The sequence below is a fragment of the Devosia sp. Z6_126 genome, from assembly GCF_058133495.1.
Window position 1 is genome coordinate 898,142 of record NZ_JBYUNO010000001.1, and the last position, 21,756, is coordinate 919,897.

Sequence of the window (21,756 nt, forward strand, 5' to 3'; positions counted from 1 at the left end):
CCCGGCCCCTCCCCTCAAGGGGGAGGGGTGGGATGGCGCCGAGGCTTTGTGCCTCAACTGCCTTAGATGAAGCGGTTGATCAGGTTTTCGAGATATTCCTGGCGGCCCGAGACGGGTTGGGGGTTGAGGTTCTCGGTTTCCACTTTCTGGGCGAGGTCGGCGAGCGACAACTTGCCCGAAAGGATGTCCTGGCCAAGGCCTTCGGTCCAGCCGGCATAGCGCTGGTCGACAGCCTGGTCATAGGTGCCGTCGGCAATGATGGCGGCAGCAGCCTTGAGGCCGCGGGCGAGGACGTCGAGACCGCCGATATGGCCGATCAGCAGATCCTGGGGATCAAGCGACTGGCGGCGGACACGGGCGTCGAAGTTGAAGCCGCCTGACCCAAGGCCACCATTCTTGAGGATCTGCAGGAAGGCCAGGGTCATTTCGCGCGGGTCATTGGGGAACTGGTCGGTATCCCAGCCCGACTGCAGATCGTTGCGATTGGCATCGACCGAACCCAGCATGCCCAGCGACGCGGCCAGCGCCAGTTCGTGCTCGAAGGAATGGTTGGCAAGGAAGGCGTGCCCGACTTCGATGTTGCACTTCACACGGGTTTCGAGACCGTACTTCTTGAGTAAGCCGTAAACGGTGGCGACGTCGAAGTCGTACTGGTGCTTGGATGGCTCCTGCGGCTTGGGCTCGATCAGGATCTGGCCCGTAAAGCCGATCTTGTCGGCATGATCAATCACGAGATGGAGGAACCGGGCCATCTGGTCCTGCTCCTGGCCGATCTTGGTGTTGAGGAGGGTTTCATAGCCCTCGCGACCGCCCCAGAGCACATAATTGGCGCCACCCAGTTCATGGGTGAGTTCGAGCACGTTCTTCACCTGGCCGGCGGCATAGGCAAAGATCTCGGGATCGGGATTGGTGGCGGCGCCCGCCATGTAGCGGCGGTTCGAGAAGAGGTTGGCCGTGCCCCAAAGGAGCTTGGTGCGGCTCGTTTCCATCTTCCTGGCAAAGATCTCGCCGATGGCGCGCACATTGCGGTTGGATTCGGCGAGGGTTTCCCCTTCGGGGGCGATATCGGCATCGTGGAAGCAGAAGAAGGGCGCGTCGAGCAATTCGAAGAGCTCGAAGGCCACGTCCGCCTTCATCTTGGCGCCGTCCATGCCGCGATCGAACCAGGGGCGATCATAGGTGCGGCCGCCAAAGGGGTCGCCGCCTTCATAGGCAAAGGTGTGCCAATAAGCGATGGCGGGACGGATATGGTCTTCCATCCGCTTGCCGGCGACCATCTCGTCCTTGTTGTAATGGGTATAGGCGAGCGGATTGGTGCTCGACGGGCCTTCATATTTGACGGGCGAAATGCCCTTGAAGAAATCAGTCACGTACGTGCCTCCTCGATGGCGGGATAAAGCGCGCGGTAGCGCTGGTATTGCTCGGTATAGGCAGCCGACAAACGGGCGTCGGGTGCAATGACGGTCTTGATGGCGGGCATGGTCATCACCTCGGCGGGGTTGGCGCCGGTGGCCGCGCAGAGCCCGAGACGGGCGGCGCCCAACGCACCGCCGAAATCGCCATCTTCAGGCAGGGCGATCTCGGTGTTGAGATTGGTGGCGATCATCTTGAGCCAGAGCGCGGAGCGGCTGCCGCCGCCAACGGCGATCAGCCGGTTGATCTGGGTGCCGGCATCCTCAAGGACGCGCTGGCAGTCGCGCACGGCAAAGCTGACCCCTTCCATCACCGCCTGGGCGAGCCGGGCCGGATCGGAGCGATGGGAAAGGCCAACAAAGGAGCCGCGGGCGCCGGCATTGTTGTGCGGCGTGCGTTCGCCCGAGAGATAGGGCAGGAAGATCTCCTCGCCCGGGCCCGTGAAACCGGCTTCGGCAGCGCCGGCCAGGGCGGCGGGCTTTTGGCCGGTGATGTGCCCGAGCCAGTTGAGCGAGTCGGTCGCCGAAAGGATCACGCCCATCTGGTGCCAGGTGTCGGGAACGGCATGGCAAAAGGCATGCACGGCGCCCGAGGTGTTGGGGCGGAACTTGTCGTTAGATACGAACAGGACGCCCGAGGTGCCGAGCGACACAAAGCCCTCGCCCGGGCGGATGGCGCCGATACCGCAGGCCGCGGCGGCATTGTCGCCAGCGCCGCCAGCCACCACCACATCGCCCGACATGCCCCAGCGGGCAGCGAGCTCGCGCTTGAGGATGGCGGAGGGGGCGGAGCCTTCAACGAGGCGCGGCATGTGGGAACGATCAAGGCCGGTGACGGCCAGCAGCTCGTCGGACCAGTCGCGCCGGCCGACATCGAGCCAGAGCGTGCCCGAGGCATCGCTCATGTCTTCGATATAGTCGCCGGTCAGCAAGAGGCGCACATAGGCCTTGGGGAGCAGCACCTTGCGGATACGCGCATAGACCTCGGGCTCATGCTTGCGGACCCAGGCGATCTTGGGCGCGGTGAAACCGGGCATGGCGATGTTGCCCGCAATGTCGCGCAGGGTGGGGAGCGCCGCTTCCATTTCGGCGCATTCGGCGGCCGAGCGCCCGTCATTCCACAAAATGCAGGGGCGCAGAACCACATCGTCTTCCCCCAGCAGCGTGGCGCCATGCATGTGACCGGAGAGGCCAATGCCGCGCACGGCGGCGAGCTCGCTCCCGTGGCTTTGGCTCAGCCCATCAAGGGCGGCCTGGGTTGCTGCCCACCAATCGGCGGGGTTCTGTTCGGACCAGCCAGGATGGGGGCGGGTCGGCTCGGGGGAAGGCGCGGTGGCGTCGCCGATGGGACGGCCTGCCGCATCGATCAGCATCACCTTGACACCGGAGGTGCCGATATCAATGCCAAGGAAGTTGGTCATGAGGAACGTACCTCACAATTTGGCAAGCGTGAAAACACGAAAGTCCCTCCCCTGCCCGTTTGGGCGATGCCGAATTTTGGATCGGCTGCTGTGTTAGCGCAGATTGTCGCGCAGGAATATCCCAATTTCAATGGGGTCAGTGGTGACGGGTGCGGCACTGCCAAGGGCACATTGCTGGGCAGCGCGCAGCGCTTCGCGGATTTCGTGATCGGGATTTTGATCCAGCACCACATCGATCGCCCCCGAATCAAGCCCGGCGCGGGTAGCGGGCGTCAGCTCATGGGCAATGACGCGCACGGCGCGGGCGCGCTCGGAGGCAGCGAGCGCCGCCACGAGCCCGGCATTGCCGGCGCCAAGATTATAGATGCCGGCCAGATCGGGATGCTCGGCCAAAAGCCGGGCGGCAACCGCCTCTGCCTGGGCGGGCTCGTCATGGCTTTCAAGGGGGCCAAGCAGTTGCAAGCCCGGAAACTCGCGGGCGAGGACGGCACCAAAACCATCGAGGCGGTCGCGATGATCGCGCAGCGCGAGCGAGCCGGCAATGACGCCGATGGCTCCCTTCGGGCAGAACCGGCCCATGAGGGAGGCGGCGGTGCGGCCGGCCGCGAGATTGTCGATGCCGATGAAATGGCGGCGGGCGGAATTGGGCAGATCCGACACGAGGGTGACAACGGCGACGCCGCGGCGGCTGGCCCGCTCGACGGCAGCGAGCACTGACGGGGTTTCGCTGCCCACGATCACGGCGCAATCGCAGGTGGCGGGCTCGAGGCCATCGAGGGCACGGGCCAGTCCTTCGGGATCAAGGGGACGCAGGCGCCGCAGTTCGAGCGCCAGCCGCTCGCCCGCGCTGGATTGGGCCCGCCGCTCCACCGCGCCCGCCAGGCTGCCCATGAATTCATTGGAGCCGGCGGGCAGCAGGAAAACGACGCGCAGATCGCGGCCGCGCGCCAGCAGGGAAGCCGAGAGATCGCGCTGAAAACCGATGGCGGCCATGGCCGCTTCCACCTTTTGCGCGGTGATGGGGCGCACGCCGGGGCGATTGTTGAGCACGCGATCAACCGTGGCCAGCGACACGCCCGCGGCGCGCGCCACATCATGAACCGTTGCCCGGCGCCTCGATCCGATCTCGTTCACTGCCCTTGTCTCCAAACCGGGCGAGACACTGCGGAGGGCAGCCGGTTAGGTCAAGTGTTTGGTCAAGTGCGCCGTTGCAGGGGTGAACGCAAACCGGCTAAAGCAGGGCGCAAAGGGAGAGGCGCATGAGCATAGCAGTTAGCGAATTCGGCCAGTTCAACGGCAAGCGCGTGGATCAATATCATCTGCGCAGCGATACGGGGGTCGAGATCGACATTATCGGCTATGGCGCGGCGGTGCGCGACTGGCGGGTGCCGGTGGCGGGGGGCCTGCGCTCGGTGGCGCTGGGGTTCGACAGCTTCGAGCCCTATCCCGAGCATAGTCCGCATTTCGGCGCGATCACGGGGCGGGTGGCCAACCGGATCGTGGGCGCATCCTTTGATCTTGATGGGCAGCATTACCAATTGCCGGTCAATGAGGGCAATATTCACCTGCATGGCGGGCCCGAAGGGCTGGGGCGCCAGGTCTGGGCCGGCGAGGTCGACAGTGCCGGCAACAGCGTGCGGTTCACCCTCCACAGCCCCGACGGGGCGATGGGGTATCCGGGCAATGTGGATTTTGCCGTGACCTATCGGCTGGTGGGCAATCGCCTGCGCACCGAGTTCGAGGCAACCCCGGACCGGCGCACGCCGATCAGCCTCGTGCAGCATCAGTACTGGAATTTGGGCACCGACCCGCTGGTGCTGGACCATTGGGTGCAGATCCCCTCGAGCGCCTATACGCAGCTGGGGCCCGATCTGTGCCCCACCGGCGCCATCCTGCCCTCGCGCGGCACGCAATATGACCTGCGCGCGGGGCGCATCCTGCGCGACGCAGCGGGCGCGCCGATCGACTATGACATCAATCTCGTGCTCGACACCGGCCGCGATCTCGCCGACCCGATCGCGACCGTGCGCGGGCCAGACGGGGCGCTTACACTCCAATTATGGAGCGACCGGCCGGGCCTGCAGTTCTATAACGGGGTGATGACCAATGTGGCGGTGCCCGGGTTGAACGGTCGCCGCTATCCCAAGCATTCCGGGTTTTGCCTCGAGGACCAGATGTTCCCCGATGCCTTGCACAACCCGCATTTCCCCTCGATCATCCATGGGCCCGACAAGCCATACCGGCATTGGTGCGAGATCGAGATCGGCTGACGCACACCACCCGTCCTGACACTGGCTGTCAGGACCAAAGCGCAACATCCCTTCCGCACCAAGCGGGAGGGCCGGGGATGGAGAACACAAGCTGGACAAGACCGAGCGGTTGTTTTCGATCATGGATGCGCTGCGCCGGCACCGCCGGCCGGTTACCGCCGCGGCGCTCGCCGAGGAGCAGGGCGTTTCAGTGCGCACGCTTTATCGCGATGTGCAGACCCTTATCGGGCTGGGCGCGCCGATCGCGGGAGAAGCGGGGATCGGCTATATGCTAAAACCCGGATTTTTCCTGCCCCCGCTGATGTTCACGCCCGAAGAGCTGGAAGCGCTGGTGCTGGGCGCGCGCTGGGTGCAGGCGCAGCCCGATGACGGGCTGGGGCTCGCGGCCAAGAACGCGCTGGCGAAAATCGCGACGGCCTCACCCGAGGATCTGCGCGACCGCATCAATGATACGGGCCTCTGGCCCGTGGCGCTGTGGCGCGAGCGCGAGCCGCTGCCCATTCTTGGGGACGTGCGCATGGCGATGCGCTGCGAAAAGGCGCTGCGGATCAACTATGCCGATGAAGCGGGCCAGCGTACCGAGCGGGTGATCTGGCCGGTGCAGGTGGCGTTTTTCGAGGGCAAGCAGACGGTGGCGGCCTGGTGCTGCCTGCGCGAAGCGTTCCGTAATTTCCGCACCGACCGGATTTTGGCGCTCGAGCTCACCGAGGAGCGCTATGGCCGCCGGCGCGCGGCGCTGGTGCGCGAATGGCAGGCGCTCTGGGAAGAGCATTACCCCGACTGGGAAGCCAAGTGGGAACACTAGGGCAACAGACTCGCCCCTCCACGCGGTGCTACAAGCCCAAGCGCCAAAGCGGCCAGAGCCAGCAGATGCAGCAGGGCAATGCCAGCTGTCGCCAGAACGAAGCTCGGCTTGCGGGTTTTATGGCGGAACCGCTGCTGCGCCACGAGGCCACCGATTATGCCGCCGCACAGATCAATAGCATGGAGGGCGCCTTCGCTGACCCGCCACTCACCGGCTTGAGCGGCCAGCTTGTCCTTGTGGTAGAGGTGAAAAGACAGGGCGCTCGCGGCGAAATAAACCGCCGCTGACCAGACGGGGAGTGCGGCCCGGGCGAGCGCCAAGGCAACCAAGGCGGTCAGCAGGATGGCGGCAACGGTTCTGAGCCCAGGCGCTGGCTTTGGCGGAGGGGCGGGAGGCAGCCGCTTCGATTGACGGCTCGCCGTTTTTGTCTGCGGTTTTCGGGCGGGCGGGCGTTTGATGGGCGACCTTCCCGGTTGATCGCTGGGCATTGAGGCTCCCCTTTGCCCTAGCCATAGCCGCGATGCAGTTAAGCAAATATCAGCGCGACTTACGCTGCGGCCAAGTTGACGCGGTAGCTCAGGGCTTCGGCGATATGAGGGCGGGCGACGCGGTCGACGCCGGCGAGGTCGGCCAGGGTGCGCGCGACCTTGAGCACGCGGTGATAGGCGCGGGCGGAAAGGTTGAAGCGTTCGGCCGCCTGGAACAGGAGCTTGCGGCTGTCGCTATCGGGGTTGACCACGGTTTCGATCAGGGTGGGGCCGGCAGCCGCATTGGTGTAGATGCCAGGCGCGCCGTGTTCGAGGAAGCGCTGGCGTTGCCGCTCGCGGGCGCGCTCGACGCGTTGGGCGACGACGCTGGAGGCTTCGGCGGGTTCGGCGGGGGCAATAAGATCGGCGGCGCTGACGGCGGGCACGTCGATGCGGATATCGATGCGGTCGAGAAAGGGCCCGGACACGCGAGCCTGGTAATCATTGGCGCAGGCGGCGCCGCGCTTGCAGGTGTGGCCGGGCGTACCGGCGAGACCGCATTTGCAGGGGTTCATCGCCGCAATCAGCTGGACGCGCGAGGGATAGGACACGCGGGCATTGGCGCGGGCGATGACGGTTTCGCCCGCTTCAAGCGGCTGCCGCAGGGAATCGAGGACCTGGGGCGCGAATTCGGCGAGTTCGTCGAGAAACAGCACGCCATTATGAGCAAGGCTGACTTCACCCGGGCGGACGCGCAGGCCACCGCCGACCAGCGCCGCCATGGACGCAGAATGGTGCGGGGCACGGAAGGGACGACGATCGGAAATGGCACCCCCGGCCAGTTCGCCCGCGATGGACTGGATCATCGAGATATCGAGCAGTTCGCGCGGATTGAGCGGGGGCAGGATGGAGGGCAGACGGGCCGCCAGCATCGATTTGCCGGCGCCGGGCGGGCCGATCATCAGGAGGTTGTGCCCGCCGGCAGCGGCGACTTCGAGGGCGCGGCGGGCGACGAGTTGCCCGCGCACTTCGCTCAAATCTGGCAGGCCGCCATTGGTGAGGTGCTTGCGCGGCAGTGGCCGCGGGGCGCGCTGATGGCCGGTCAGGTGATTGACCAAGGCCAAGAGGCTTTCTGCCGCGACGATGTCGATGTCTTCCCCGGCCCAAGCGGCTTCGGGGCCGCAGGCTTCGGGGCAGATGATGCCAAGGTCGCGGGCACCGGCGGCAATAGCAGCAGGGAGGATGCCATTTACGGGAGCGAGGCGGCCATCGAGCCCCAGTTCGCCCAGGGCAAGGAAACCTTCCAGCGCATCCTGCGGAATGGCGCCGATCGCGGCCATCAGCCCCAGGGCGATAGGCAAATCATAATGGCTGCCTTCCTTGGGCAGGTCGGCGGGAGCGAGATTAACGGTGATGCGCTTGGGCGGCAGGCTGAGGCCCGAGGCGAGCAGCGCGGCATAAACGCGTTCGCTCGACTCCTTGACCGCCTTGTCGGGCAAACCGACCATGAGAAACTTGGGCAGGCCTGGCGCAATCTGCACCTGGACATCGACCGGCACCGCCTCGATGCCCTGAAAAGCCACGGTCGCAACCCGGGTTACCATGTACGCCATTCCCCCAGAACAGGAGGAGGCTAGCAGAGCACTGCCGCTCCAACAAGAACGTTCAGCGAACATTAAATAGGGGTTAACCACGAGGCGCCGGATTGGAGTTAACGCAAGCTTCCCTTAACCGCGCCATGTTGAATGAAAGGCTCGCCTGGTCGTACACGAGTATATTCATGCCCCCAGTCTGCGCGCGCCGTTTTTCTTCCATGCTCAAGGGCGCCGCAATGGCGGCAATGGTGGTGCTGCTTGCCGCGTGCGCGAGCGGCGGTGGACTTTATGGCCCGATCGACGGGGACAACCGGCCTCATGCCGGAGTGGACCGGGCGCGCAAAATGCCGATCCAGGGGATCGATGTGGCGCGTTACCAATCCCATATCGACTTTTCGACGGCGCTGCGCTCGGGCATCGCCTTTGTGTTCATGAAGGCTACGGAAGGAAAGGATTACATCGATCCGAACTTCCGCCGGAACTGGGCGGCCGCACGCGATGCGGGCATGCCGCGCGGCGCCTACCACTTCATGACCTGGTGCTCGCTTGCCTCCGAGCAGGCGCAGTGGTTCATCGCCAATGTGCCCAATGATCCCGATGCGCTGCCGCCCGTTCTGGATCTGGAGTGGAACAATCATTCCTCGTGCAAGGTGAAGCCATCGCGGGCCGATGCGCTGGAAAAGATCCGGGTGATGCTGGCGGCAATGGAAGCCCATACCGGCAAGCTGCCCATCATCTATACCGACATGAACTTCCACCGCGACGTGCTGGATGGGGAGTACTTCCCCAACGCGTTCTGGTTGCGCTCCACGGCTGCCGAGCCGCATGAGCGCTATCGTAATCGCGGCTGGACGTTCTGGCAGTGGACGCAGACTGGCGTCGTGCCCGGCATCCGAGGTGAAGTGGACCGCAACGCCTTTTACGGTGATCGGAATGACTGGATCAATTTCCTGATGACGGGCTGCGATCCACGCTCATTTGCCGCCCTCGCCCCGACTGGCCGGTGCCGCGTCTACAAATAGGGCGCCGTCACTTGTCAGCCGCGGTGGCGAGGACTAGATTCCAGCCCGTCTTCCGGGCTCAGCCCGGCGCAGAGGAGAACAGCCATGGCTAAAGGTCAGATGCGCAGCAACAAGGAAGCCAAGAAGCCCAAAAAGGACAAGCTGGAAACAGCAAAGCCGATCACGGGCCTTGGTAGCGGCAGCACCGGCAATACCGGCAAGAAGTAAGCATGCCGAGCAAATGCGAATGAGCGACTGGCACAAGGCCGGTCGCTTTTTTGTTGTTGGGGGCTGCAACGGGGGCCAGCAGCGCGAGCGCCTGAATCGGCGCCACGGGCGCGAGCGCCGGGAATGGGCGCCGCGGGCGCGAGCGCCCAAAGAAGGGGCGCCGCGGGATTAGCTGGCCAAGGGGCGGAAGATGCCGCTCGAGGCAATGCCATCAAAGATGAACTGCACCGCCAGGGCCGACAGCAGCACGCCGACCACGCGTGACACCACATGGGCGCCGGTGACACCCAGCAAGCGCTGGATGGGGATGGCGAGACGCAGCATCACATAGGTCAGCAGCAAGATGGTGAGCAGGCCCGCGATCACCGCGGCGTCCTTGACGTAATCGCCTTCCGAACCAGCGATGAGCAGGATCACGGCGCTGATGGCGCCGGGCCCGGCGATCAATGGGGTGGCGAGAGGAAAGACGGAAATGTCGGCGCGGTCGCGCGCTTCGATATCTTCCTCGGTGGTGGTGGAGGTGCCGCCAGATGAGCGAGCGAACACCATGTCGATGGCGATGAGGAGCAGCAGCACGCCGCCGGCCGTGCGCAGTGCCGGCAAGGTAATGCCGAAGAGCGCAAGGAGCGGTTCGCCGAAGAGCGCGAAAAAGAGCAGGATCAATCCGCCGATCAGCACCCCGCGAAGCGCCAGGCGGCGCCGCTCGGGCGAGGAGGTGTCGCGCGTGAGCGCCAGGAACACCACGGCCAGATCGGCTGGACCGATGGTGGCGAAAAACGTAGTCACCGCCAGCAGATAGGTATCGACCGGCATCAGCACACCGCCCTCAAGTTAAGTCGCACGATCAGCGGCGGCGCCGTTCGATGGCATCGAGGATCATCACCGCAATATCGGGACCGCCAAAGCGCTTGATCTCGCGAATGCCGGTGGGCGAGGTGACGTTGATTTCGGTGAGGTAGTCGCCGATCACGTCGATGCCGACAAAGATCATGTCGCGCTCCTTGAGCGCGGGGCCGATGGCAGCGCAGATCTCGCGCTCGCGGGCGGTGAGTTCGGACAATTCCGGGCGGCCGCCCACATGCATGTTGGAGCGCGATTCCCCTTCGGCGGGAATGCGGTTGAGGCCTGCGACGGGTTCGCCATCGATGAGGATGATGCGCTTGTCGCCCTTGCGGACATCGGGCAGGTATTTCTGCACCATGAAGGGTTCGCGAAAGCTGAGCTCAAACAGCTCGATCAGGGAGGCAAGGTTATGGTCGCCCTCCTGGAGGAAGAAGACACCCGCGCCGCCATTGCCGTAAAGGGGCTTGAGAATGATGTTGCCATGCTCCTGGCGGAAGGCGCGGATCATCTCGCGATCGCGCGTCACGAGGGTAGGTGGCATCAGCTCGGGAAAGTCGGTAACGAGGATCTTTTCGGGCGCATTGCGCACCGCGGCGGGCGGATTGACCACGAAGGTTTCCGGGTGCAGCCGCTCGAGAATATGGGTGATGGTGGTGTAGTTCATGTCGAAGGGCGGATCCTGGCGCATCAGGATCACATCCTGCTCGCCCAGATCGAGGCGCGTGAACTCACCCAGCTTAAAGTGTTCGCCCTTGGGCTTGTCGAAGACCTCGACCGGTGAGGCGAGGGCGGAAACGGTGGTGCCGCGCAGGCCGAGCGTGTCGGGTGTATAATATACCAGCGCATGGCCGCGCGCCTGAGCTTCGAGCATCATGGCAAAGGTGGAGTCGCCGGCGGGATTGATGCTGGCAATGGGGTCCATCTGGACGGCGATCTTGAGTGACATGCAGAGGTCCTAGGAAGCGTCGAAAGCGTTGATGTGATGGCGCGGCCAAGCCCAGGGCGCAAGGAAAATCACGTCAAAGCGCAGATTGGCCTGGGCATAGGCGGGGTGGCGCGAGAGCCAGTAGTGGGCGGCGCGGCTGATGCGGGCCTGGTTGACCTGGGTGAGCGCCTCGCCTTCCTGGCCCCGCGACGCACGCGCCTTGACCTCGACAAAGACCGTGGTGCCCCAACGCTGGGCGATCAAGTCGACTTCGCCGAGCGGGGTTTTGTGGCGGCGGGCAAGAATGCGGTAGAGCTTGAGCTGGAGAAAGAGCGCGGCCAGGGCTTCAGCGCGTTCGCCCCCGCGGTTGGCGCGCTGGCGGGCGCGGCTGGGCTCAGTCGGTGGCTTTAAGGGCGAGGGCGGCATCATAGACCTCCTTGCGCTTGAGCCCAAAGCGGGCGGTGACGGCGTCAACCGCGGCGCGGAGGGGCTGGTCGGCCATTTCGGCAAGGAGCGCGGCCTGCCAATCGGCCGCGTCGGGGGCCGCAGCTTCGGCCGCACCGGCGACAACGATAACGGCTTCGCCCTTGGTATCGCCTTCGGCGAAGCTCGCGGCGAGTTCGGCCAGAGTGCCGCGTTGCACGCGTTCGAAGCGCTTGGTGAGCTCGAGGGCGACGGCGGCCTGCCGATCAGGGCCGAGCGTTTGAGCCATAGCAGCCAAAGTGTCGTCGAGGCGGCGCGGGGATTCGTAGAACACCAGAGTTTCACGTGAAACCGAAAGGGACGCGAGCGCAGTAGCGCGAGCGCCCGCCTTGGCCGGCAAAAAGCCGTGAAAGGCAAAGGCGTCGGTCGGCAGGCCCGCGACGACAAGAGCGGAAAGAAGTGCTGAGGCGCCGGGGACGGCAAAGACCGGCAGGTCGGCGGCGGCCAGGGCGCGGATCAGGGGAAAGCCGGGATCGGAAAGCAAGGGCGTGCCGGCGTCGGAAATCAGCGCCAGGGCTTCGCCGGCGGCGATGCGCGCAACGATGTCGTCCGCCTTGGCGCGTTCATTATGTTCGTGTAGCGCCACGCGGCGGGTCTTGATGCCGTAGTGATCGAGCAGTCGCGCCGACATGCGCGTGTCTTCGCACAGTACCGCGGCTGCGGCGGCGAGGGTTTCAAGGGCGCGGATGGTGATGTCGCGCAGATTGCCGATAGGGGTGGCAACGACGTAAAGGCCGGGCGCCAAGGGTGGGGCCTCGAGCTTGGTGCCGGCGATGAAGAACTCTGAACTCATGGGTGCAAGGCTAGCACGCAGAAGCGCGCCACCCAATCGCTAAGCGGCAAGATCGGCAACGACGGCGTCGAGCACCGGCCAGCCGCGATCGGTGACGCGGATATTGCCGTTGGGCAGGGTTTCCACAAAGCCATAGCCCTTGAGATCCTCGATCTGGCGCTGGCTGATGCGGCGCCCCGACAGCGCGGTGAAGCGCTGGGGCGATATGCCTTCCTTGAGGCGCAGGCCCATGACGAGGAATTCGTCGCCCTGCTCTTCCCAGGTCAACACATCATCGGTGACGAGGCCATGGCCCTGCGCCAGCACCTTTTCCTGCCACTTGAAGGGCAGCTTTTCGGCGGCGGTGGCGTGGCGCTGGTTGTTGATCAAGAGGCGCCCATGCGCGCCGGGGCCGATGCCGGCATATTCGCCATAGCGCCAGTAGAGCATGTTGTGCTGGCTTTCCTGGCCGGGGCGGGCGTGGTTGGAAATCTCGTAGGCGGGCAGGCCGGCCGAAGCCGTCAGTTCCTGGGTCAGCTCATAAAAATCGGCGGAAAGATCCTCATCGGGCATGATGAGCTTGCCGGCGCGATGCAGGTCGAAATAGCGCGTGCCCTGCTCGATGGTGAGCTGATAGAGCGAGATATGGCCACGCGCGAGCCAGAGGCCTTCCTTGAGCTCGTCCTCCCAATCCTCGAGGGTTTGGCCGGGGCGGGCATAGATCAGATCAAAGCTCGAGCGATCAAAGATCGACTGGGCGATGCGCACGGCAGCGATGGCTTCATCGACGGTGTGGCGGCGGCCGAGGTCGGCCAGCGGCTTGTCGCGCAGGGACTGCACGCCGAGCGAGACACGGTTGATGCCGGCGGAACGAAAACCCTTGAAGCGATCGACCTCGACGCTGGTGGGATTGGCTTCGAGCGTGATCTCGGCGCGTGGCTCGACCGTCCAATGGGCGGCGATGGTGTCGAGAATGGTGCCGACGGCCCAGGGGCTCATCAGCGAGGGGGTGCCGCCGCCAAAAAAGATCGACTGCACGACCCGGCCGGGAGTGAGGCTGGCGGTATGGGCAATCTCGCGCTGATAGGCGGCGACAAAGGCCTGCTCATCGAGTGGGCCGCGATGCACATGGGAATTGAAATCACAGTAAGGGCACTTGGCCGCGCAAAAGGGCCAGTGCACATAAACGCCAAAGAGGTCGTTACGGCTCATGCGGCAGCCCCCTCATGTGGGTTGGTGGCGTGGCAGCGATTGGCGGGCACGCGATCAAGCCTGCTCAATTTGGCCCTCGACGAATTTGGCAAAGGCGCGGGCACGGTGGGAGAGACCCTCCTGCCCCGGAGCCCAGCCATGTTTGACGCTCGAGGGCATTTCGCCAAAGGTGGCGTCAAAGCCTTCGGGCATGAAGACGGGATCAAAGCCGAAGCCGACATCGCCGCGTGGCGGCCAGACCAGGGTGCCATCGATGCGGCCCTCGTAGAGGGCGTCGCGGCCATCGGGATGGGCGAGGCAAAGCGTGGCGCGGAAGGAGCCGTGGCGCTGGGCCGGGGTGGTGGCATTGGCAGCCTGAAGGGCATCCTCGACGCGCTTCATGCCGTGATTGAAATCGCGATTAGGGCCAGCCCAATTGGCGGTGTAGACGCCGGGATCGCCGCCCAGCGCATCCACGCACAGGCCCGAATCATCGGACAGGGCCAGCATATTGGCGGCGCTCGCGGCGGCATGGGCCTTGATGCGGGCGTTTTCGGCAAAGGTGGTGCCGGTTTCATCGGGTTCGGGCAGATCAAGCTGCGCGGCCGAGATCAGCTCGAGCCCGAAGGGGGCAAACAATTCCCGGAACTCGGCCAGCTTGCCGGCATTGTGCGACGCCAGCACGAGGCGGTCACCAGCGCGAAGACGGGGAATGGCGCTCATTTGGGGGATCCTTGCCGGGCCTTGGTGCGCCCGGCCGAGGGGCGGGCGGATTGATCAAGGGCGCGCGCCACGTCATGCCAGATCGGGCAATTGGTGCCGGGCGTGCTGCGGCGGCTCGCCTGGGGGGCAGTCGTGGCGGCGCCGCTTTTCTTGCGGAAAAACAGGTTCATGCTTGCAGTGCTGCTGTTTGAAGGCGGGTGAGTTCGGCGATGCCGGTTTCGGCCAGGCCCATGAGCTGGTCGAGCTCGTCGCGGCTGAACGGGGCGCCTTCGGCGGTGCCCTGAATTTCCACGAACTTGCCCGAGCCGGTCATGACGAAATTGGCATCGGTATGGGCTTCGACATCTTCAAGATAATCGAGATCGAGCACCGGGGTGCCGCGATAGATGCCGCAGGACACGGCGGCCACGGAATCGCGCAAGGCCGGACCGCGGGTAAGCTTGCGCTCGTCCATCCAGCGGATGGCATCGGCAAGCGCGACATAGGCGCCGGTGATGGCGGCGGTGCGGGTACCGCCATCGGCTTCGAGTACGTCGCAATCGAGGGTGACCTGGTTTTCGCCCAGCATGGGGAGATCCACCACGGCGCGCAGCGAGCGACCGATCAGGCGCTGGATTTCCTGGGTGCGGCCCGATTGCTTGCCGGCAGTCGCTTCGCGGCGGGTGCGCGAGCCGGTGGCGCGGGGCAGCATGCCGTATTCGGCAGTGACCCAGCCCTGGCCCTTGTTGCGCAGCCAGCCCGGCAGATTGGTTTCCACCGAAGCGGTCACCAGAACCTTGGTGTCGCCGAACGAGACAAGGCAGGATCCCTCGGCTTTCAGCGAAACATTGCGCTCGATGGAAATCGCGCGCATCTGGTTGGGTTCGCGTCCGGAAGGGCGCATAGGCAATCACCTTGGCAGTAAAAAACAGTTAACCGCCTCTTAACCCTCTCTGCAGGTCCTCACAAGCCGGGCTGGCTTGGCGAATGGCCGCAATGCCCCTAAATGAATGGGGAGGGTTAAAGCCGACAATTTGAACGAATATGATGGTCAAGCCACCCGAAGACTTTCTCGCCGTCCTCAATACGCGCAGCCAAGACATCTTCCGGCGCATCGTGGAACGCTATCTCGACACGGGCCAGCCGGTGGGTTCGCGTGATCTCAGCCGCATGCTGCAACTGGGCCTGTCGCCCGCTTCGGTGCGCAATGTGATGGCCGATCTCGAGGATCTCGGGCTGATTGCCGCACCCCATGTTTCGGCGGGGCGCGCGCCCACCCAGGAAGGCCTGCGGTTTTTCGTTGATGCCATGCTCGAAGTGGGCGCGGTCGATGAGCGCGAGCGTAGCCGCATCGCCCAGCACATCGCCGAAACCGCGCAGGGCGGGCAGGTGGAAGACCTCCTCGCCGAGGCCAGCCAGCTGCTGTCGGGGCTAAGCCAGGGCGCGGGCGTGGTGATCGCGACCAAAGCGGATATGGTGCTCAAGCACATCGAATTTGTCCGGCTCGACCAAGCTCGCGCGATGGCGATCCTGGTGGGGGAGGACGGGCAGGTGGAAAACCGCATCCTGCCCCTGCCCCCCGGCCTGACCGCCAGTGCACTGCAACAGGCCAGCAATTACCTTGCCCATCATGTGGTAGGACGCACCATTGCGGAAGCGCGCAAGGCGCTAGGCGAGCAGCGCGCCGAGCAGCGGGCGGAACTGGACGAGCTGACCCAAAAGCTGGTTGATTCCGGGATCGCGACACTGAGCCAGCCATCGCCGGCGGCGCAGCCCACGGTGATCGTGCGGGGTCGGGCCAATCTGTTGAATGACACCATGGCGTCCGAAGACATGGCGCGCATGCGCCAGCTATTCGACGAACTCGAAAGCAAGGACGGGTTGCTGGAACTCTTGGGAGATGCGGAAAACGCCCAGGGCGTGCGCATTTTTATCGGCTCGGAAAACAAGTTGTTTTCCCTTTCGGGATCTTCGGTGATCCTGAGCCCCTACAAGGACGCCAATGACAAGGTGGTGGGCGTGCTTGGGGTTATCGGGCCGACGCGGCTCAATTATGCCCGTATCGTGCCGGTGGTGGACTATACCGCCAATGTCATCACCTCGATGATGGCGCGCAAGGGGCGCGGCTAGGGAGGGTTGAAAAAGCCGGTGCATTGACCGATATCGGGGGCAAATTCATTCCCAATGCGAAAGCTTGCCCTTATGAGCGACGAAAACACCTCGCCCAGCGAAGAATTCGAGATCGAAACGCCCGTACCGGAAAGCGAAGTGGATCCCGTGGAAGCCTTGCGCGCCGAGAATGCCGAGCTCAAGGACCGGGTGCTGCGCACGGCAGCGGAAATGGAAAACCTGCGCAAGCGCATGGAACGCGATATTGCCGATACGCGCTCCTATGCCATTTCGGGGTTTGCCCGCGACATGCTCTCGGCCACCGATGCACTGAGCCGGGCGCTGATGGTGCTGCCGCCCGAAGCGCGCGAATCGGGCGATGCCACGACCAAGTCCCTGATCGAGGGCATCGAGATGACCGAGCGCGAAATGCAGCGCCTGCTGGCCAAGCATGGCGTCAAGCCGATCGAAGCCGAAGGGCAGAAGTTCGATCCGCACAAGCACCAGGCGATGTTTGAAGTGCCCGATCCCAGCCATCCCGAAGGGACGGTGGTGCAGGTAGTGCAGACCGGCTTTGCCATCGGCGATCGCGTGCTGCGCCCGGCGATGGTTGGTGTGGCCAAGGGTGGCCCACGCGCCGCAGAAGGCGCCGAAACGGTTGATAAATCAGCCTGAGTGTTCAGGTACGGTTCTGGAAAATCCCCGCTTTGGCGGGGATTTTTGTTTGTAGGGATGGTGAGGGCCCGTTACCCCAAAATATCCCTGCTCATCAGGCGGCCGATGCCGGCGGCACCCATCTGGGTCCAGGCTTGTTGCAGTGAACCATTGCTGTCGATGGCGCGGCTGGCGTCTTCGATCACGCTGACATCGAGGCCCGCCTCGGCGGCATCGAGCGCGGTCCAGGCGACGCAGAAATCGGTGGCGAGACCCGCAACATAGATCTTGGCGAGACGCCGTTCGGCGAGATAGCCGCCAAGGCCGGTGCGGGTGCGGCGGTCGGCTTCCTGGAAGCCGGAATAGGAATCGACGCCGCGGTTATAGCCTTTGCGGATAGTCAGCTGCGCATGGGGAATATCGAGATCGGCCGAAATCTGCGCCCCATGGGTGTCCCAAACGCAATGGTCGGGCCACAGGACCTGGGTGCCATAGGGCAGCTCGATGGTTTGGAAGGGTTGGGTGCCGGGATGCTGGCTGGCAAAGGAGATGTGATCGGCGGGGTGCCAGTCCTGGGTCAGCACCACATGGGTAAAGCGGCGGGCCAGCTGGTTGATCAGCGGCACGATTTCGTCACCGCCGGGCACGGCAAGGCTGCCGCCGGGCAGGAAATCATTTTGCACATCCACCACGATCAGAACGTCATGCGGGGTGATGTCGAAGGTCATGTCGCATCCTTGCTTGGGCGGTGAATCCAGCTGGCGCGGAGCAAGCCGCGCACGGAATTACCGAGATAAATGGCGTCGGCGCTTGCCAGGTCATCAAGGGTCAGGCGCGCCTCCCTGGCTGCGCCGGTTGCGAGCAGTTCAGCACGCAAGGTGCCGGGCAGCAAGCCGGCCTCGAGCGGCGGGGTGAGGAGCACGCCGCCCTGGCGCAGGAACAGGGAGGTGATGGAGCCTTCGGTCAGCTCGCCGCGCTCGTTGAGAAAGACGACTTCGTCGACGCCAAGCGCGGCCGCGTCGCGCTGGCGCGGCTCGTCGTAAAAAGCGCGGTTGGTGGTTTTATGCGCCAGCCAGAGCGAGCCGGAATAGAGCCGCTCCTCGGCAACTGCGAAGCGAAACAGCGCCGGGTTGGCCGGCAACGGGGTGGCGGACAGGCCGAGCCCCGCCACCTGGTCGAGAGTAAGGCGCACCCGCATGGCCGGCTCGCTCCAGCCGGCAGCGGTTTTGGTAAGGAGGCTTGTGGCGGCGTACCGGTCGAACGGCATGTTGAAATATTGCGCGGAAGCGGCGATGCGATCGAGATGGCGCTCGAGCAGCCAAAAGCTCGTGGTGTTGGTCCAACGCAGGGTTTCGATCAGGCAGATGGGTGGGCTCTTGTCCGCAAGAAAAGCCATTTTCAGCAGTGCTTCCTCATATTCGTCCTCGGCCACCGAGTCGGCAACGATGCCCCCGCCGATGCCGATTTCCCCCTGCCCCTCCCCGTCGATCACAGCGGTGCGGATCGCGACGTTGAGCGTAAGGTCCCCATTGGGGGCGAAATAGCCGATCGAGCCGGTGTAAAGCCCGCGCGGTTCGGCCTCCACCGCGGCGATGATTTCCATGGCCCGCAGTTTTGGCGCCCCGGTGATGGAGCCGCAGGGAAAGAGCTGGGCGAGGAGCTGGGTGGTGGACACATCGGGCAGGCGCTGCGCGGTGATGCCCGAGGTCATGGTGTGGAGGGTGCGCAGGGTTTGCACGGAAAAGAGGTCGGTGACCTCGACCGAGCCCACGGCGCTGATGCGGGACAGATCGTTGCGCAGGAGATCAACGATCATCAGGTTTTCGGCGCGGTTCTTGGGATCGGCGGCGAGGGCCGCGCGACCCGCTTCGTCCTGTGCAATGGTGCCGGCGCGCCGCCGCGTGCCCTTCATCGGACGGGCAGAAAGCGTGCCGCCGGTGCTGGCGACAAAAAGTTCGGGCGAGCGCGACAAGATCCAGTGCTCGCCGGTGTTGATGAGCGCGCCATAGGCAACCTGCTGCTTGCGCGCGAGATCGCGATAAAGCGCGGCCGGGTGGCCTTCGAGGCGGAAGCGCGCTTTGAAGGTAAGATTGACTTGATAGGTGTCGCCGGCGCCGATCCATTGCTGCACTTGCCCGAAGCCGGGGGCGTAATCGGCAAAGGGCCGGCTGGGGACAAGGTCGAGGGCTTCTGCACCCTGCCCGGCTATGGCGCTGTCGAGGCGTTGGTCTACTTCCCCGACGGACAAGCGTTGGGGCGCGCTGTAGAGGCCAAGCCAAAGCAGGGGAAAAGGCGAGCGCTCGGGCAGAAGGGGCTGGAGGCGCTCTTCAAACAAAAATCCGAGCTCATAGCTCAGAAACCCCGCGGCCCAGAAGCCCTGCTGCTTGGCTCGTTCCAGTTCCGCCAGGGCCCTTCGGGCTTCCTCGCTGGTATGGGCCACAAGGATGGCGTGCGGGTCCGTGAACAGCAGATTGGTGCCGTCGGGCGCGAGATTGTCGTGGAGCAGCACTGAGCCGGGAGCGAACATGGCTTTGATTCTATTGTGGATGGGCCGCCGTGCAAAGCCACTTGGCGCGAGCGCGGCCGGGTGGCACAAGCAGCGCCGGGCCGGCACGATGGCGGCCCCGGAGGGCCCCTCGTTCAGGCAAATCGCTTTTGTTCTGCTTGAACGCTTCCAGCCCCCCTCCTATATACCCCTCACGCTCAGCAATGAGCACACCCAATTCAAGGAAACCCGGCTCCGAAGGCCCTGGAAACCCGCTTTCAAGAGGGGTTTCGATCAAGGGTTTTGCTTAAAAAGAGGCACGTTATGGCTAAAGTAATCGGTATCGACCTGGGCACCACCAATAGCTGCGTCGCCGTGATGGACGGCAGCAATCCCAAGGTGATTGAGAACGCCGAAGGGGCGCGTACCACCCCCTCCATGGTGGCATTTTCCAAGGATGGCGAGCGTCTGGTTGGCCAACCGGCCAAACGGCAGGCGGTGACCAATCCTGAAGGCACGCTGTTTGCCGTCAAGCGCCTGATCGGGCGCCGCTTCGATGACGCGGTTGTGGCCAAGGACAAGAACCTGGTGCCCTTCAAGATCGTCAAGGCGGACAATGGCGACGCCTGGGTGGAAGCCTCGGGCGAGAAATATTCGCCCTCGCAGGTCTCGGCCATGATCCTGCAGAAGATGAAGGAAACCGCCGAGTCCTATCTCGGTGAAACCGTCACCCAGGCGGTGATCACGGTTCCCGCTTACTTCAACGATTCGCAGCGCCAAGCGACCAAGGACGCCGGCAAGATTGCCGGCCTTGAAGTGCTGCGCATCATCAACGAGCCCACCGCAGCGGCGCTGGCCTATGGCCTCGACAAGAAGAACAGCGGCACCATCGCCGTGTACGACCTTGGCGGCGGCACCTTCGACGTCTCGATCCTCGAGATCGGCGATGGCGTGTTTGAGGTGAAGTCCACCAATGGCGACACGTTCCTGGGTGGCGAAGACTTCGACAACCGCCTGATGGATTACCTGGCCGACGAGTTCAAGAAAGAGCAGGGCATCGACCTGCGCAATGACAAGCTTGCCCTGCAGCGCCTCAAGGAAGCTGCCGAAAAGGCCAAGATCGAACTTTCGAGCGCAACCCAGACCGAAATCAACCTGCCCTTTATTACGGCAGACGCTTCGGGCCCCAAGCACCTGACGCTCAAGCTGACGCGCTCCAAGCTCGAAACCCTCGTGGAAGACCTGATCCAGCGCACCATCGACCCCTGCAAGCAGGCGATGAAGGATGCCGGGGTTTCGGCAGCCCAGATCGACGAAGTGGTGCTGGTGGGCGGCATGAGCCGCATGCCCAAGGTCCAGGAAGTAGTCAAGCAGCTGTTCGGCAAGGAGCCCCACAAGGGCGTGAACCCGGACGAAGTGGTGGCGCTTGGCGCAGCGATCCAGGCCGGCGTGCTGCAGGGCGACGTCAAGGACGTGCTGCTGCTCGACGTGACCCCGTTGTCGCTGGGCATCGAAACCCTGGGTGGCGTTTTCACCCGCCTGATCGATCGCAACACCACCATCCCGACCAAGAAGAGCCAGGTGTTCTCGACCGCCGAAGACAGCCAAAGCGCCGTGACCATCCGGGTGTTCCAGGGTGAGCGCGAAATGGCGGCCAACAACAAGCTGCTGGGCAATTTCGACCTGACCGGCATTCCCCCTGCACCGCGTGGCGTGCCGCAGATCGAAGTGACGTTCGACATCGACGCCAACGGCATCGTGCAGGTTTCGGCCAAGGACAAGGGCACCGGCAAGGAGCAGCAGATCCGCATCCAGGCTTCGGGTGGTCTCAGCGACGCCGATATCGAAGCCATGGTCAAGGAAGCCGAGCAGAACGCCGAAGCCGACCGGCAGAAGCGCGAAGCGGTGGAAGCCAAGAACCAGGGCGAGAGCCTGATCCACTCGACCGAAAAGTCGCTCAAGGAATATGGCGACAAGGTTTCGGCCGAAGACAAGACGGCGATCGAAACCGCTCTTGCCGATCTGCGCTCGGTGATCGAAGGCGACAATGCCGAAGCGATCAAGGAAAAGACCGCGGCTCTGGCGGAAGCGTCGATGAAGCTGGGCGAGGCCATGTACAAGGCATCGCAGGCGGAAGCCGAGGCCAAGGCCTCCGGCACCGACGATGGCGATGACGACGTGGTCGATGCGGACTTCGAGGAAGTGCGCGACGACGACAACCAGAAGTCGGCGTAAGCCTTCAGAATGGTCTAGAGGGGTCCGGCTTGGCCGGGCCCTTTTTGTTTTTGGGCCTGGGCAACAGGGTTTCACGTGAATCCAAGAGTTGCTGGCGCGCCCTGCCCTTGATAATCACCCTTGCACCGGCGGCGCAGCGTCGCCATCTGTGAGGCAGT

The 21,756-nt window shown here is 64.2% G+C and carries 22 protein-coding genes; 7 read left to right on the forward strand and 15 right to left on the reverse strand.

Annotation, left to right across the window (positions count from 1 at the left end; all coding sequences use genetic code 11):
* Positions 1–62: 62 nt before the first annotated feature.
* From xylA to AC3YOG_RS04370, 3 genes are all read right to left on the reverse strand, one after another.
* Positions 63–1,370 (reverse strand): xylose isomerase, encoded by a 1,308-nt coding sequence (xylA, locus tag AC3YOG_RS04360; protein WP_489934208.1) that lies wholly within the window; start codon positions 1,368–1,370, stop codon positions 63–65.
* Entirely contained in the window at positions 1,367–2,833 is a 1,467-nt protein-coding gene (gene xylB / locus AC3YOG_RS04365) for a xylulokinase (RefSeq protein ID WP_489934209.1), read from the reverse strand. Before xylB ends, xylA begins: the two co-directional genes overlap by 4 nt.
* Before the next feature lie 93 nt (positions 2,834–2,926).
* On the reverse strand, positions 2,927–3,967 hold the full coding sequence (locus AC3YOG_RS04370; RefSeq protein WP_489934210.1) for a LacI family DNA-binding transcriptional regulator: 1,041 nt from the start codon (positions 3,965–3,967) through the stop codon (positions 2,927–2,929).
* 125 nt (positions 3,968–4,092) lie between these two features.
* On the opposite strand from AC3YOG_RS04370, the gene AC3YOG_RS04375 reads away from it, so the two are divergent.
* Positions 4,093–5,103: an aldose epimerase family protein gene (locus tag AC3YOG_RS04375; RefSeq protein WP_489934211.1), complete on the forward strand. Its 1,011-nt coding sequence runs from the start codon at positions 4,093–4,095 to the stop codon at positions 5,101–5,103.
* A gap of 109 nt (positions 5,104–5,212) precedes the next feature.
* Complete coding sequence (locus AC3YOG_RS04380; RefSeq protein ID WP_349236656.1) at positions 5,213–5,908, forward strand: helix-turn-helix transcriptional regulator; 696 nt, start codon at positions 5,213–5,215, stop codon at positions 5,906–5,908.
* Here the strand turns inward: AC3YOG_RS04380 and AC3YOG_RS04385 are convergent.
* Both AC3YOG_RS04385 and AC3YOG_RS04390 read right to left on the reverse strand, forming a co-directional pair.
* Positions 5,905–6,237 (reverse strand): DUF1294 domain-containing protein, encoded by a 333-nt coding sequence (locus AC3YOG_RS04385; RefSeq protein ID WP_164854929.1) that lies wholly within the window; start codon positions 6,235–6,237, stop codon positions 5,905–5,907. The two genes, AC3YOG_RS04380 and AC3YOG_RS04385, sit on opposite strands and share 4 nt — an antisense overlap.
* 218 nt (positions 6,238–6,455) lie before the next feature.
* Positions 6,456–7,979 (reverse strand): YifB family Mg chelatase-like AAA ATPase, encoded by a 1,524-nt coding sequence (locus AC3YOG_RS04390; RefSeq protein WP_489934212.1) that lies wholly within the window; start codon positions 7,977–7,979, stop codon positions 6,456–6,458.
* Positions 7,980–8,155: 176 nt separating this feature from the next.
* Here AC3YOG_RS04390 and AC3YOG_RS04395 point away from each other — a divergent pair, with 176 nt between their 5' ends.
* Both AC3YOG_RS04395 and AC3YOG_RS04400 read left to right on the forward strand, forming a co-directional pair.
* Positions 8,156–8,992, forward strand: a complete 837-nt coding sequence (locus AC3YOG_RS04395) for a glycoside hydrolase family 25 protein (RefSeq protein WP_127755004.1) — start codon at positions 8,156–8,158, stop codon at positions 8,990–8,992.
* Between the two features lie 84 nt (positions 8,993–9,076).
* The gene (locus AC3YOG_RS04400) at positions 9,077–9,199 is read left to right on the forward strand and encodes a hypothetical protein (RefSeq protein ID WP_282567566.1); all 123 of its coding nucleotides are present in this window, start codon (positions 9,077–9,079) and stop codon (positions 9,197–9,199) included.
* A gap of 168 nt (positions 9,200–9,367) precedes the next feature.
* Here the strand turns inward: AC3YOG_RS04400 and AC3YOG_RS04405 are convergent, their stop codons facing one another.
* The 8 genes from AC3YOG_RS04405 to rph are packed head-to-tail and all read right to left on the reverse strand — an operon-like array spanning position 9,368 to position 15,019.
* Positions 9,368–10,012 carry a MarC family protein gene (locus AC3YOG_RS04405; protein WP_127755003.1) on the reverse strand — a complete coding sequence of 215 codons (645 nt, stop codon included), beginning with the start codon at positions 10,010–10,012 and terminating at the stop codon, positions 9,368–9,370.
* Between the two features lie 31 nt (positions 10,013–10,043).
* The gene (gshB, locus tag AC3YOG_RS04410; protein ID WP_489934213.1) at positions 10,044–10,988 is read right to left on the reverse strand and encodes a glutathione synthase; all 945 of its coding nucleotides are present in this window, start codon (positions 10,986–10,988) and stop codon (positions 10,044–10,046) included.
* A 9-nt stretch (positions 10,989–10,997) separates the two neighbouring features.
* Entirely contained in the window at positions 10,998–11,393 is a 396-nt protein-coding gene (locus tag AC3YOG_RS04415; protein WP_489934214.1) for a YraN family protein, read from the reverse strand.
* Positions 11,362–12,243, reverse strand: coding sequence for a 16S rRNA (cytidine(1402)-2'-O)-methyltransferase (rsmI, locus tag AC3YOG_RS04420; protein ID WP_489934215.1), 882 nt, complete (start codon positions 12,241–12,243; stop codon positions 11,362–11,364). The genes AC3YOG_RS04415 and rsmI overlap by 32 nt, the downstream gene beginning before the upstream one ends.
* Before the next feature lie 39 nt (positions 12,244–12,282).
* Positions 12,283–13,434: a radical SAM family heme chaperone HemW gene (gene hemW, locus AC3YOG_RS04425; protein WP_172121724.1), complete on the reverse strand. Its 1,152-nt coding sequence runs from the start codon at positions 13,432–13,434 to the stop codon at positions 12,283–12,285.
* 54 nt (positions 13,435–13,488) lie between these two features.
* A complete protein-coding gene (locus AC3YOG_RS04430) occupies positions 13,489–14,136 on the reverse strand; it encodes a non-canonical purine NTP pyrophosphatase (RefSeq protein WP_489934216.1) in 648 nt (215 codons plus the stop codon).
* Positions 14,133–14,306 carry a hypothetical protein gene (locus tag AC3YOG_RS04435; protein WP_489934217.1) on the reverse strand — a complete coding sequence of 58 codons (174 nt, stop codon included), beginning with the start codon at positions 14,304–14,306 and terminating at the stop codon, positions 14,133–14,135. The genes AC3YOG_RS04430 and AC3YOG_RS04435 overlap by 4 nt, the downstream gene beginning before the upstream one ends.
* The gene (gene rph, locus AC3YOG_RS04440) at positions 14,303–15,019 is read right to left on the reverse strand and encodes a ribonuclease PH (protein WP_489934218.1); all 717 of its coding nucleotides are present in this window, start codon (positions 15,017–15,019) and stop codon (positions 14,303–14,305) included. The genes AC3YOG_RS04435 and rph overlap by 4 nt, the downstream gene beginning before the upstream one ends.
* A 140-nt stretch (positions 15,020–15,159) precedes the next feature.
* On the opposite strand from rph, the gene hrcA reads away from it, so the two are divergent.
* The gene (gene hrcA / locus AC3YOG_RS04445; protein ID WP_127754997.1) at positions 15,160–16,245 is read left to right on the forward strand and encodes a heat-inducible transcriptional repressor HrcA; all 1,086 of its coding nucleotides are present in this window, start codon (positions 15,160–15,162) and stop codon (positions 16,243–16,245) included.
* A 72-nt stretch (positions 16,246–16,317) separates the two neighbouring features.
* Positions 16,318–16,899, forward strand: coding sequence for a nucleotide exchange factor GrpE (gene grpE / locus AC3YOG_RS04450; protein ID WP_127754996.1), 582 nt, complete (start codon positions 16,318–16,320; stop codon positions 16,897–16,899).
* A gap of 71 nt (positions 16,900–16,970) precedes the next feature.
* Here grpE and pncA read toward each other — a convergent pair whose 3' ends face one another.
* Together pncA and pabB are read right to left on the reverse strand one after the other, a co-directional pair.
* A complete protein-coding gene (gene pncA / locus AC3YOG_RS04455; protein ID WP_489934219.1) occupies positions 16,971–17,606 on the reverse strand; it encodes a bifunctional nicotinamidase/pyrazinamidase in 636 nt (211 codons plus the stop codon).
* Positions 17,603–19,405: an aminodeoxychorismate synthase component I gene (gene pabB / locus AC3YOG_RS04460; protein WP_489934220.1), complete on the reverse strand. Its 1,803-nt coding sequence runs from the start codon at positions 19,403–19,405 to the stop codon at positions 17,603–17,605. Before pabB ends, pncA begins: the two co-directional genes overlap by 4 nt.
* A gap of 282 nt (positions 19,406–19,687) precedes the next feature.
* On the opposite strand from pabB, the gene dnaK reads away from it, so the two are divergent.
* Positions 19,688–21,598 carry a molecular chaperone DnaK gene (gene dnaK / locus AC3YOG_RS04465; RefSeq protein WP_127754993.1) on the forward strand — a complete coding sequence of 637 codons (1,911 nt, stop codon included), beginning with the start codon at positions 19,688–19,690 and terminating at the stop codon, positions 21,596–21,598.
* Positions 21,599–21,756: the final 158 nt, after the last annotated feature.